Origin of the sequence: Pseudomonas sp. KCJK9000 (genome assembly GCF_046230725.1) — a bacterium.
Lineage (GTDB): Bacteria > Pseudomonadota > Gammaproteobacteria > Pseudomonadales > Pseudomonadaceae > Aquipseudomonas > Aquipseudomonas promysalinigenes.
The window spans coordinates 17,427-29,376 of record NZ_JBJJLN010000017.1; the positions used below are offsets into that span (position 1 = coordinate 17,427).

Genomic DNA, 11,950 nt, shown 5'->3' on the forward strand with positions numbered 1-11,950 from the left:
AAGCACGAAGCCCCGTCGACCATGGCCCAGCCGTCAACCACTTACAAATTCGAACTGAACCTGACCGATCTTGATCGCGGCGTTTACGAAACCGTCCGCCAGACCATCGCTCGTCACCCTTCGGAAACCGAGGAACGCATGGCCGTGCGCCTGCTGGCCTACGCCTTGTGGTACAACGAGAACCTGTCGTTCGGCCGTGGTCTTTCCGATGTCGATGAAGCGGCGCTGTGGGAAAAAAGCCTGGACGACCGCATTCTGCACTGGATCGAAGTGGGCCAGCCAGATGCCGATCGCCTGACCTGGTGCTCGCGCCGTACCGAGCGCACCAGCCTGCTGGCCTATGGCAGCCTGCGGGTGTGGGAAGGCAAGGTGGTGGGGGCGGTCAAGGGCCTGAAGAACCTGAGCATTGCCGCTGTGCCGCAAGAAGTGCTGGAAGTGCTGGCGACCGACATGCCGCGTACCATCAAGTGGGATGTGATGATCAGCGAAGGCACGGTGTTCGTCACCGACGACCGTGGCCAGCATGAAGTGCAGCTGCAATGGCTGCTCGGCGAGCGTGGTTGAACCGACTGACATTTGACTGCCGAAGACCCCATGCGTATCGAACCCCGCCCATTACCAACGACCCTGCCGTTCCTGGGTAATCTGCCACCGTTGCTGACCCGCCTGTATGCAGCCCGCGGCGTACAGAACGAGGCCGAGCTGGACAAGAGCCTGGCGCGGCTGCTGCCCTACCAGAAACTCAAAGGCATCGAGGCCGCTGTCGACTTGTTGGTCGCTGCCATCGACCTGGGCCAGCGCATCCTCATCGTGGGCGACTTCGACGCAGATGGCGCCACCGCCAGCACCGTAGGGGTGCTCGGCCTGCGCTTGCTGGGCGCAGCCCATGTCGATTACCTGGTGCCCAATCGCTTCGAATATGGCTATGGACTGACACCTGAAATCGTCCAGGTCGCTCTCGAACGTCGGCCAGATTTGCTGGTAACCGTGGACAATGGTATCTCCAGCGTTGAAGGCGTTGCCGCTGCCAAGGCCGCCGGCTTGAAGGTGTTGGTCACCGATCACCACCTGCCGGGCCAACAGTTGCCCGACGCCGATGCCATCGTCAACCCAAACCAGCCTGGCTGCAGCTTCCCCAGCAAGTCACTGGCCGGAGTAGGGGTGATCTTCTATGTGCTGATGGCGCTGCGCGCACGCCTGCGCAGCCTTGGCCGCTACGAGACCCAGGCGCAACCGAATATCGGTGAGCTGCTTGACCTGGTTGCCCTCGGTAGCGTTGCCGACGTAGTGCCGCTGGATGCCAACAACCGCATCCTCGTGCACCAGGGCCTGGAACGTATCCGTGCTGGCCGGGCGCGCCCGGGGCTGAAGGCCATTCTTGAGGTGGCGCGGCGCGACCACCGGCGCATTACCTCCACTGACCTTGGTTTCATCCTCGGCCCACGGCTCAATGCAGCCGGGCGTCTGGACGACATGAGCCTGGGTATCGAATGCCTGCTGTGCGATGACCCGGCTCTGGCCCAGGCCATGGCGCAACAGCTGGATGAGCTGAACCAGGACCGCAAGTCGATCGAGCAGGGCATGCAGCGCGAGGCGCTGGCCCAGCTCAAGGACCTGCCCGTCGAGTCCATGCCGTATGGCTTGTGCCTATTCGATGCCGATTGGCACCAAGGCGTGATCGGGATTCTCGCGTCGCGGTTGAAGGAACGTTACCATCGGCCGACCATCGCCTTTGCCGACGCCGGCGACGGCATGCTCAAGGGGTCGGCACGTTCTGTGCCAGGCTTGCACATTCGCGATGCGCTGGATGCAGTCGCGGCGCGCCATCCGCAGCTGATCAGCAAGTTTGGCGGCCACGCCATGGCGGCAGGCCTGTCCCTGCCTGAAAGCCACTTCCCGGCATTTGCCGCGGCGTTCGACGAAGAAGTGCGCAGGCAATTGCGTGAGGACGATCTGACCGGGCGTCTGCTTTCCGACGGCAGCCTGGCGGTGGAGGAGTTTCACCTCGACCTGGCCAAAGCCTTGCGCAACGCCGGGCCTTGGGGGCAGCATTTCCCCGAGCCGCTGTTTCATGGCGTGTTCCAACTGGTGGAGCAGCGTGTGGTCGGTGAGCGGCACTTGAAAGTGGTGCTCAAAAGCGAGTGCGGCTCCGTTCGGCTGGACGGCATTGCCTTCGGCATCGACCGGGAGGTTTGGCCGAACCCGACGGTGCGTTGGGTGGAGTTGGCGTACAAGCTGGATGTCAACGAGTTCCGCGGTAACGAAAGTGTACAGTTGATGATCGCCCACATGGAGGCGCGCTGAGGGCTTGGGTGTAAGGTTCGAGGTCAAGGGCGGCTGAACGTGGGCGATGCTCGGGTGACCCTCAACCTGGAACGCCGCGCGCACCTTTGGGCGTAACCCAGCGATTGCACGGAACCTTTACCCCCACCAATCTGGTCTAGTCTGGTTAATGACCGGCACCGGGCCAAGGATGTGCTTCTGAGCGTCCGGGCCGGATCACCATTGGAGTCCTTGGGAGGTGCCCTCATGAGCCTGCTGCTCGAGCCTTACACCCTGCGTCAGCTGAAGCTGCCCAACCGCATCGCGGTCTCGCCGATGTGCCAGTATTCTTCGGTCGATGGCCTTGCCAATGACTGGCATCTCGTACACCTGGGCAGCCGCGCTGTGGGTGGTGCGGGCCTGGTCATCAGCGAAGCCGTCGCAGTGACTGCCGATGGTCGCATCACTGCCGAAGACCTTGGCCTGTGGAACGACGATCAGATCGCGCCGTTGCAGCGCATTACCCGTTTCATCACCGCCCAAGGCGCCGTGCCGGGCATCCAGTTGGCCCATGCTGGGCGCAAGGCCAGTACCTTCAAGCCTTGGCTGGGCAAACACGGTAGCGTGAAGATCGAGGACGGTGGCTGGCAGCCGGTGGGGCCGTCAAAGATCGCGTTCGACCCACAGCACACACCGCCGCGCGAGCTGAGCAAAGACGAGATTCAAGAGGTGGTTGAAGCATTCGTTGCCTCGACCGAGCGGGCACTAAAAGCTGGTTTCAAGGTGGTCGAAATCCATGCCGCCCACGGTTATTTGCTGCACCAGTTTCTCTCACCGCTGAGCAACCAGAGGCGCGACGAATACGGCAGTTGCTTCGAAAACCGCATTCGCCTGACCCTGCAAGTGGTCGAAGCCGTGCGCAAGGTCTGGCCTGCAGAGCTGCCGCTGTTCGTGCGTGTCTCGGCAACCGATTGGGTCGAGGATGGCTGGAACCCGGACGAAACCGTAGAACTGGCGCGCCGTCTGCGGCTGCTGGGTGTCGACCTGATCGACGTGTCCTCAGGTGGCACCTCGGTCAATGCCGAAATCCCTACAGGCCCTGGTTATCAGACCCGCTTCGCCGAGCGTGTGCGCAAGGAGGCCGAGATTGCCACGGGCACCGTCGGCATGATCACCGAGCCGGCGCAGGCCGAGCACATTCTGCGCACCGGGCAGGCAGATTTGATCTTCCTCGCGCGGGAGCTGCTGCGTGACCCTTACTGGCCGCTGCACGCCGATGACGACCTGGGCGGTAACAAGGCCACCTGGCCTGCGCAGTACCAACGGGCGACCAGCCGGGCCAATCCGATTCATGAGTCGGATCTGCGCGATTAGGTTTTTTACTGAGGGTTCAAGGCTGTAGTGGGGCGGTGTGGCGCAAATCGAGCGCCGCCCACGCGGTGCTCGAAGCTCGTTGGCATCGAGCACCCCATGGCCCAGCCGCCCCGCCCCGTCAGTGCTTGATCATCACATGCCGCACGCAGGTGTAGTCTTCCAGCCCGTACATCGACATATCCTTGCCATACCCGGAATGCTTTTGCCCACCGTGGGGCATTTCGCTGACCAGCATGAAGTGGGTATTGACCCAAGTGCAGCCATACTGCAAGCGCGCCGCCAGCCGGTGGGCACGGCCGGTGTCGCGGGTCCATACCGATGATGCCAGGCCATAATCGGAGTCGTTGGCCCATTCCAGCGCCTGTTCCTCGGTGTTGAAGCGCGTGACCGATACCACCGGGCCGAACACCTCGTTGCGCACGATCTCGTCATCCTGCAAGGCGTCAGCCAGCACGGTGGGCGCGAAAAAGAAGCCGTCCCCCGCAATGGCGTTGCCGCCGGTCACCAGGCGTATATGGGGCTGGGCGATGGCGCGCTGGACCAAGCCTGCGACCTTGTCGCGGTGCTGGGCACTGATCAGAGGGCCCAGTTCGGTATCCTCGGCATCCTGCACGCCCACCTTGAGGCTGGAAACCGCCTTGCCCAACTGCTCGACGAAGCGGTCATAGATACCCGATTGCACGTACAAGCGGCAGGCTGCGGTGCAATCCTGGCCGGCGTTGTAGAAGCCAAAAGTACGAATACCCTCGATGGCCGCCTCGACATCGGCGTCGTCGAATACGATAACCGGTGCTTTGCCGCCCAGTTCCATGTGCATGCGTTTCACGCTGCTGGCGGTGGCGCCGATGATGTGGGCACCGGTAGGTATGGAGCCTGTCAGGGACACCATGCGTACCTTGGGATGAGTCACCAGTGGGTTGCCCACCGTTTGCCCACGGCCGAACAGAATGTTGAGCACCCCAGGTGGCAGCAGCTGCTGGGCCAGTTCGCCCAGGCGCAGGGCGGTCAGCGGAGTCAATTCGGAGGGCTTGATGACCACGGTGTTGCCTGCCGCAAGGGCCGGGGCGATCTTCCAGGCCAGCATCATCAATGGGTAGTTCCAAGGTGCGATCGAAGCGACCACACCTAGAGGGTCTCGGCGGATCATCGACGTATGGCCCGGCAGGTACTCACCTGCCGCCGAGCCGCCGAGACAGCGCGCGGCACCGGCAAAATAACGGAACACATCGGCGATGGCAGGGATTTCATCGTTCAGGGCTGCGGCGAACGGTTTGCCGCAGTTCTGCGATTCCAGCCGGGCCAGCTCTTGGCCATGGGCCTCGATGGCATCGGCGATTGCCAGCAGCGCCATCGAGCGCTCTTTGGGGCTGGTCTGCGACCAACCAGCAAAAGCCTGGTCGGCGGCTCGCACGGCGGTATCGACCTGTGCCTCGGTGGCCTCGTTGATCTGTGCCAGGGCGCTACCCTCGGCGGGGTTGAGCACAGTCCATGCCGGGCCTTCGCCGGCTACCAGATGACCGTTGATCAGCATTTTGACTTGCATCGGGGGCTCCTTATGGGTCACTTGCCACTGCCCGCAACGCTTTCGCCGCCACGGGTCAGGTAATAGGCACCGAGAATCGGCAGCATGGTCACCAGCATTACCAGCATGGCAACTACGTTGGTCACTGGCACATCGCGTGGGCGGCTGAGTTGGTTGAGCAGCCAGATCGGCAAGGTGCGTTCGTGGCCGGCTGTGAAGGTTGTCACGATGATTTCGTCGAACGACAGGGCGAAGGCCAGCATGCCACCGGCAAGCAGTGCCGAACCCAGGTTGGGCAGGATGATGTAGCGCAAGGTCTGCCAACCGTCGGCACCCAGGTCCATGGACGCCTCGATCAAACTTTGCGAGGTGCGCCGCAGGCGGGCAACCACGTTGTTGTAGACGATCACCACACAGAAGGTGGCGTGGCCGACCACGATGGTGAATACCCCAGGCTCTATGCCCAGGCTTTTGAACGCCGAAAGCAGCGCAATGCCGGTGATGATGCCAGGCAGGGCAATGGGCAGGATCAGCAGCAGCGAGATGCTCTCTTTGCCGAAGAAGTTGCGCCGGTACAGTGCCGCCGATGCCAGGGTGCCGAGCACCAAGGCTATCAGCGTGGCAAGGCCAGCCACCTGCAGCGACAGTTTGATTGCGTCGAGCACATCGGGGCGGGCGAAAGCTGCGCTGAACCACTTGAGGGTGAAACCTTTTGGCGGGAAGCTGAACGCTGCGTCCTCGGTATTGAACGCATACAGGAAAATGATCAGGATCGGGAAGTGCAGGAACAGCAAGCCGCCCCAAGCCGCCACGCGCAGGCCCATGGATGCTTTTTCACAGTGCATCGAATGCCCCCAGACGTTTGACGATCGACAGGTAAACCGCGATCAGGACGATCGGCACCAAGGTAAAAGCTGCGGCCATTGGCATGTTGCCGATCGCACCCTGCTGGGCATAGACCATGCTGCCGATGAAGTAGCCTGGCGGGCCGATAAGTTGCGGCACGATGAAGTCACCCAGGGTCAGCGAGAAGGTGAAGATAGACCCGGCGGCAATACCTGGGATCGACAGCGGCAGGATGACCTGGAAGAACGTCTGGCCTGGCTTGGCACCCAAGTCTGCCGAGGCTTGCAGCAACGATGGCGGCAAGCGTTCGAGCGAGGCCTGGATCGGCAGGATCATGAACGGCAGCCAGATGTACACGAATACCAAGAAACGCCCCAGGTGCGAGGTCGACAAAGTACTACCGCCCACGCCTGGTACCGCCAGAATGGCTTGCAGCAGGGCATCCAGATGCAACTGCTGGACGAACCACTGGGCTACCCCACCTTTTGCCAGTAGCAGGGTCCAGGCGTAGGTCTTGACGATATAGCTCGCCCACATCGGCATCATCACGGCGATGTAGAAAAACGCTTTGGTCTTGCCGCGGGTGTAGCGCGCCATGTAGTAGGCGATGGGGAAGGCCAGCACAGCGCTGGCCAGGGATACCGCCACAGCCATGGCCAAGGTACGCAGGATGATGTCGAAATTCGACGGGTTCAGCAGCGCGACGAAATTGCTCAGGGTCAGCTGCGGGGTGACCGTCATGCTGAAGTCGTCGAAGGTGTAGAAGCCTTGCCACAAAAGACCCAGCAGCGAGCCCAGATAGATGGCGCCGAACCAGGTCAATGGCGGAATCAACAGCAATGCCAGGTAGAGGTTGGGGCGCCGGTACAACAGGTCGCTGAGCTGGCGCATGTCAGTGGTCCTGGCCCACGAGGGTTTCCTCAAGCGCAGTCATTGCCTCGCGTGGCCAGCGCACCTGTACTGGCTGGCCGACCTGCAAGGGCTGGCTTTGCACCTGCCAGCGGTCGTTGGCTTGGCTGACAGCGATCAACTGGCCGCTGCTCAGCTGCACCTCATAGCGCGTGGCACTGCCCTGGTACTGAACGTCGCGCAGCACGCCCGCTAGCTGAACCTCCTGCACTTGCCCAGGTTGATCCACCAGGCGGATATGCTCGGGGCGAATGGAAAACGGCGTGCGCCTGCCGCAAAGTTGTTCGGCAAGATCACCGCGGATTACGTTCGAAGTGCCGACGAACTCGGCCACGAAGGTGGTGGCAGGCTTCATGTAGAGGTTGCGTGGCGTGTCGACCTGCTCGATGCGCCCACGGTTGAATACTGCCACCCGATCCGACATCGAAAGCGCTTCGGTCTGGTCGTGGGTGACGAAGATGAAGGTGATGCCAAGCTGGCGTTGCAGTTTCTTGAGCTCGCCCTGCATCTGTTCGCGCAGCTTCAGGTCCAGTGCGCCAAGCGGTTCATCGAGCAACAGCACCCGTGGCCGGTTGACCAACGCGCGGGCCAGGGCCACGCGCTGGCGCTGGCCGCCGGAAAGCTGTGCCGGCCTGCGCTCGCCATAGCCTGCCAGGGCGACCATGTTCAGCGCTTGCTCGGCACGGGCCAGGCGTTCGGCTTTGGCCACGCCTTTGACTTTGAGGCCGTAGGCGATGTTGTCGCGCACGTTCATGTGCGGGAACAGCGCGTAGTCCTGGAATACCGTGTTGACGTCACGTTGATAGGGCGGCAGCCCTGCAGCCTCGACGCCATGGATACGAATAGAGCCGCTGTTTGGTTGCTCGAAGCCTGCGATCAGGCGCAGGCAAGTCGTCTTGCCCGAGCCGGAAGGGCCAAGCATGGAGAAGAATTCGCCATCTTCGATGTCGATGCTGACCTGGTCGACAGCCTTGACCTCGCCGAAGGTGCGGCAAACCTGGGTGAACTGAACGGCTAGGGGCATACGCAGGTTCCGGAAAAATAGCTGTCTGCTGTTCGGGCCGCTTCACAGGTACAGCGCCAGCCTTGCATGAGGCGCCGTCCCTGTGAGAGCGAGTATTTGGTCTGCCGGTGCCGGCCTCTTCGTAGCTGCACCCGCCCCTACAGGGTTGGGCACCTCAAAACGTGCGCAGCCCTCGTGGGAAGGGGGGCTTGAGAAGAGGCCCCTCCAGTTAGCGCCCGCCCATGATCGCAATGTAGTCCTGGGTCCAGCGGCTGTAAGGCACGAACTTGCCGCCTTGGGCCTGTGGCGTCTTCCAGAAGGCGATCTTGTCGAAATTGTCGAAGCCGTTGGTCTTGCACCCTTCGGCGCCCAGCAGTTCGCTGCCGGTGCAGGCGGCAGGTACCGCCGGCAACGAGCCGAACCATGCTGCTACATCGCCCTGTACCTTCGGCTGCAGCGACCAGTCCATCCACTTGTAGGCGCAATTGGGATGCTTGGCTTCACTGTGCAGCATGGTGGTGTCGGCCCAGCCAGTGGCGCCCTCCTTGGGTATGGTCGAGGCCACCGGCTGGTTCTCGGCCTTCAGGCCATTGACCATGTAACCCCAGGAACTGGTGGCGACCACGCCCTCGTTTTTCACATCGCTCATCTGCACCGTTGCATCGTGCCAGTAACGGTGGATCAGGGGTTGCTGTTGGCGGAGCAGTTCAAGCACTGCCTTGTACTGTGTTTCGTCGAGCTCGTACGGGTCCTTGATGCCTAGCTCTGGCTTGGCGGATTTCAGGTATAGCGCGGCGTCAGCGATATAGATTGGCCCATCGTAGGCTTGCACACGGCCTTTGTTGGGTTTGCCATCGGGCAGCGCTTGCGGCTCGAACACCACCGCCCAGCTGGTCGGTGCCTGTTTGAAGGTGTTGGTGTTGTACAGCAGCACGTTCGGGCCCCACTGGTAGGGCGTGCCGTACACCTGTTTATCGACCACGTACCAACCTCCGTTCTGCAGGCGCGGGTCGATGGTCTTCCAGTTGGGGATCAGCGCTGTGTTGATCGGTTGTACCCGCTTGCCGGCGATCAGGCGCAGCGAAGCATCGCCCGAGGCGGTGACCAAGTCATAGCCACCTTTGGCCATCAGGCTGACCATCTCGTCTGAGGTGGCTGCGGTCTTCACGCTGACTTTGCACCCGGTTTCCTTTTCAAACCCGGTGACCCAGTCATAGGCTTTGTCGCTTTCACCGCGCTCGATGTAGCCGGGCCAGGCGACGATGTCCAGCCGGCCTTCGCCGGCGCCCAGTGCCTTGGGCATCTCGGCAGCCTGCAGGCCGGCGCTGGCCGACAGCGCGCCGATGACAGCGCCGAGCAATGCGGTGTTGTGCACTGACATGGTGTTCCCTCTTGTTGGAGATTTTGGTCGCAGCAGTTGTCAACGAAGCAGTGAAGCGATGAAGAGCGTAGGCGCCTGGGGCAGCGGCCGACGAAGACGAGTCTAGTAGGCTTTTTGCCAGCTAAAGCAACATCTGGAAGCAAATCCTTCAGTGGCGGTTCACGGCTCAGGCCTTAATCTCGGCTTTCCTTTGCGTACCGTGGAGATGTGCACATGAACACTCGAGGCCTGCTCGACCAATTGCTCAAATCCGGCCAGGAGCTGCTCAACAAGCAGTCTGGTGCGGCCAAACCAGCGGCCGGTGGCGGTAGCCTCGGCGGTTTGCTCTCCGGCGTCGGCGGTGGCGCATTGGGGGCTGGTGCCCTGGGCATGCTGTTGGGTAGCAAAAAGGCGCGCAAGTATGGCGGCAAGGTACTGACCTATGGCGGCTTGGCTGCGCTCGGCGTGCTGGCCTACAAAGCTTATGGCAACTGGCAGGCTCAGCAGGGTGCGGGCCAGCAGGCCGAACCACGGACCCTCGACCGACTGCCTGCGGCGCAGGCGGAACAGCACAGCCAGGCAGTGCTGCGCGCGCTGGTGGCGGCTGCCAAGTCCGATGGCCATATCGACGAGCGCGAGCGCACGCTCATCGAGGGTGAGTTCACCCGTCTGGACAGCGACCGGGAGTTGCAGCAATGGCTGCACGCCGAGTTGAACAAACCGCTCGACCCGGCCGAAGTCGCCCGCGCTGCGCAAACCCCAGAGATGGCGGCCGAGATGTATCTGGCCAGTGTAATGATGGTCGATCAGGAAAATTTCATGGAGCGCGCCTACCTCGACGAGCTGGCCCGTCAGCTGCAGCTAGACCCGGCCCTGCGTCAGGAATTGGAAAACCAGGTACGGCTCGCCGCAGGCCAATGAACCCGTCAGGCTTGTTCTTAAACAAAACAGGCCTGATTACCGTGCATTCCAGCCGCAAAAGCGTAGGAAGGGTGGGCTATACTTCGGCGATTTTTCCCGCTCGTTGTGAATTCCTGAGGGCTGAATGTGAAGAACTGGACCTTGCGCCAACGGATCCTGGCAAGTTTCGCCGTGATCATCGCCATCATGCTGCTGATGATCGTGGCCGCCTACTCGCGGTTGGTGACCATCGAAAGCGCCGAGGAAGCGGTAGGCAAAGACAGCATTCCAGGGGTCTACTACAGCTCAATGATCCGCAGCGCATGGGTCGACAGCTACGTTACCAGCCAACAATTGGTGGGCCTGTCCAACCACCGCGAGCTCACCCAGGCGGACCTCGAACTGTTCAAAAGCTTCGACGATCGCCTCAAGCAGTACATGGCCAGCTACCAAGGCACCATCAAGGACGCACAAGATCAGCAAAGCTTCGATACCTTCATCAAACTCGAAGAAAACTACCTGAAGGCGGTTGGGCAAGTACTCGATGCCTATCGCCAGCACGACTACAGCCAAGCGCAGCGGCTGATCAGCGAGACGCTCACGCCAGCTTGGGTGGATGGTCGCAAGCACCTCAATACCGTTATCGAGCGCAACCGCCAGTCTGCAGACGCCGCCACCCATGAAATAGTCAACGCCGTCAACACCGCCAAGGGCAGCATGGTGGTCTCGCTGCTGCTGGCAATCGTTGCTGCTGGTATCTGTGGTTTGTTGCTGATGCGGGCCATTACCGCCCCGGTACAGCGCGTGGTATATGCCCTCGATAAACTGCGTTCCGGCGATCTGAGCGTGCGCCTGAGCCTGGATCGCAAGGACGAGTTCGGCGCCATCGAAAGCGGTTTCAACGAAATGGCCGAGGCTTTGGCCAATCTGGTGGCCCAGGCCCAGCGCTCGTCGGTGCAGGTCACCACGTCGGTCACTGAAATCGCCGCCACCTCCAAGCAGCAGCAAGCCACTGCCACTGAAACGGCTGCCACCACTACCGAGATCGGCGCCACCTCGCGTGAAATCGCCGCTACCTCACGGGACCTGGTGCGCACCATGACCGAGGTTACCAGCGCCGCCGACCAGGCATCGAGCCTGGCTGGCTCCGGCCAGCAGGGCCTGGCGCGGATGGAAGAAACCATGCACCAGGTGATGGGGGCCGCCGATCTGGTCAACGCCAAACTGGGGATCCTCAACGAAAAAGCCAGCAATATCACGCAGATGGTGGTCACCATCGTCAAGGTGGCCGACCAGACCAACCTGCTCTCGCTCAATGCGGCCATCGAGGCGGAAAAGGCGGGTGAATATGGCCGCGGCTTCTCGGTGGTCGCCACCGAGGTTCGGCGCCTGGCCGATCAGACAGCGGTCGCCACCTACGACATCGAGCAGATGGTGCGGGAGATACAGTCGGCGGTGTCGGCCGGGGTGATGGGCATGGACAAGTTCTCCGAAGAGGTGCGCCGCGGCATGTTCGAGGTGCAGCAGGTGGGTGAACAATTGAGCCAGATCATTCACCAGGTCCAGGCTCTGGCGCCCCGAGTATTGATGGTCAACGAAGGCATGCAGGCCCAGGCCACCGGTGCCGAACAGATCAACCAGGCGCTGGCCCAGCTCAGCGATGCCAGCACGCAAACGGTGGAGTCACTGCGCCAGGCCAGTTTTGCCATCGATGAACTGAGCCAAGTGGCTGCCGGCCTGCGCGGTGGTGTATCGCGCTTCAAAGTCTGAGTGC

The 11,950-nt window shown here is 61.8% G+C and carries 10 protein-coding genes; 5 read left to right on the plus strand and 5 right to left on the minus strand.

All coding sequences use genetic code 11. From position 1 onward, the window contains the following. Positions 1–21: 21 nt before the first annotated feature. The 3 genes from ACK59H_RS10090 to ACK59H_RS10100 all read left to right on the plus strand — a co-directional run bounded on the left by ACK59H_RS10090 (position 22) and on the right by ACK59H_RS10100 (position 3,636). Positions 22–564: a YaeQ family protein gene (locus tag ACK59H_RS10090; protein ID WP_060478402.1), complete on the plus strand. Its 543-nt coding sequence runs from the start codon at positions 22–24 to the stop codon at positions 562–564. 30 nt (positions 565–594) lie between these two features. Beyond that, a complete protein-coding gene (gene recJ / locus ACK59H_RS10095) occupies positions 595–2,304 on the plus strand; it encodes a single-stranded-DNA-specific exonuclease RecJ (protein ID WP_060478401.1) in 1,710 nt (569 codons plus the stop codon). Positions 2,305–2,529: 225 nt separating this feature from the next. Next, a complete protein-coding gene (locus ACK59H_RS10100; RefSeq protein ID WP_060478400.1) occupies positions 2,530–3,636 on the plus strand; it encodes an NADH:flavin oxidoreductase/NADH oxidase in 1,107 nt (368 codons plus the stop codon). A gap of 118 nt (positions 3,637–3,754) precedes the next feature. Here the strand turns inward: ACK59H_RS10100 and ACK59H_RS10105 are convergent, their stop codons facing one another. The 5 genes from ACK59H_RS10105 to ydcS all read right to left on the minus strand — a co-directional run bounded on the left by ACK59H_RS10105 (position 3,755) and on the right by ydcS (position 9,297). Next, on the minus strand, positions 3,755–5,179 hold the full coding sequence (locus ACK59H_RS10105) for a gamma-aminobutyraldehyde dehydrogenase (RefSeq protein ID WP_060478399.1): 1,425 nt from the start codon (positions 5,177–5,179) through the stop codon (positions 3,755–3,757). Between the two features lie 17 nt (positions 5,180–5,196). Further along, positions 5,197–6,003 (minus strand): ABC transporter permease, encoded by an 807-nt coding sequence (locus ACK59H_RS10110; protein WP_060478398.1) that lies wholly within the window; start codon positions 6,001–6,003, stop codon positions 5,197–5,199. Next, positions 5,993–6,895, minus strand: a complete 903-nt coding sequence (locus ACK59H_RS10115) for an ABC transporter permease (protein ID WP_060478397.1) — start codon at positions 6,893–6,895, stop codon at positions 5,993–5,995. The genes ACK59H_RS10110 and ACK59H_RS10115 overlap by 11 nt, the downstream gene beginning before the upstream one ends. Before the next feature lies 1 nt (position 6,896). Next, positions 6,897–7,937 carry an ABC transporter ATP-binding protein gene (locus tag ACK59H_RS10120; RefSeq protein ID WP_060478396.1) on the minus strand — a complete coding sequence of 347 codons (1,041 nt, stop codon included), beginning with the start codon at positions 7,935–7,937 and terminating at the stop codon, positions 6,897–6,899. A 208-nt stretch (positions 7,938–8,145) separates the two neighbouring features. Beyond that, positions 8,146–9,297, minus strand: a complete 1,152-nt coding sequence (gene ydcS / locus ACK59H_RS10125) for a putative ABC transporter substrate-binding protein YdcS (RefSeq protein ID WP_060478395.1) — start codon at positions 9,295–9,297, stop codon at positions 8,146–8,148. 213 nt (positions 9,298–9,510) lie between these two features. Here ydcS and ACK59H_RS10130 point away from each other — a divergent pair, with 213 nt between their 5' ends. Together ACK59H_RS10130 and ACK59H_RS10135 are read left to right on the plus strand one after the other, a co-directional pair. Continuing rightward, entirely contained in the window at positions 9,511–10,197 is a 687-nt protein-coding gene (locus ACK59H_RS10130) for a tellurite resistance TerB family protein (protein WP_060478394.1), read from the plus strand. A 126-nt stretch (positions 10,198–10,323) separates the two neighbouring features. Further along, positions 10,324–11,946: a methyl-accepting chemotaxis protein gene (locus ACK59H_RS10135; RefSeq protein ID WP_060478393.1), complete on the plus strand. Its 1,623-nt coding sequence runs from the start codon at positions 10,324–10,326 to the stop codon at positions 11,944–11,946. Positions 11,947–11,950: the final 4 nt, after the last annotated feature.

Excerpts from the sequence above, each read along its gene's own strand:
- ACK59H_RS10090 (WP_060478402.1), top strand. The coding sequence starts at position 22 with ATGGCCCAGCCGTCAACCACTTACAAATTCGAACTGAACCTGACCGAT.
- recJ (WP_060478401.1), top strand. The coding sequence starts at position 595 with ATGCGTATCGAACCCCGCCCATTACCAACGACCCTGCCGTTCCTGGGT.
- ACK59H_RS10100 (WP_060478400.1), top strand. The coding sequence starts at position 2,530 with ATGAGCCTGCTGCTCGAGCCTTACACCCTGCGTCAGCTGAAGCTGCCC.
- ACK59H_RS10105 (WP_060478399.1), bottom strand. The coding sequence starts at position 5,179 with ATGCAAGTCAAAATGCTGATCAACGGTCATCTGGTAGCCGGCGAAGGC.
- ACK59H_RS10110 (WP_060478398.1), bottom strand. The coding sequence starts at position 6,003 with ATGCACTGTGAAAAAGCATCCATGGGCCTGCGCGTGGCGGCTTGGGGC.
- ACK59H_RS10115 (WP_060478397.1), bottom strand. The coding sequence starts at position 6,895 with ATGCGCCAGCTCAGCGACCTGTTGTACCGGCGCCCCAACCTCTACCTG.
- ACK59H_RS10120 (WP_060478396.1), bottom strand. The coding sequence starts at position 7,937 with ATGCCCCTAGCCGTTCAGTTCACCCAGGTTTGCCGCACCTTCGGCGAG.
- ydcS (WP_060478395.1), bottom strand. The coding sequence starts at position 9,297 with ATGTCAGTGCACAACACCGCATTGCTCGGCGCTGTCATCGGCGCGCTG.
- ACK59H_RS10130 (WP_060478394.1), top strand. The coding sequence starts at position 9,511 with ATGAACACTCGAGGCCTGCTCGACCAATTGCTCAAATCCGGCCAGGAG.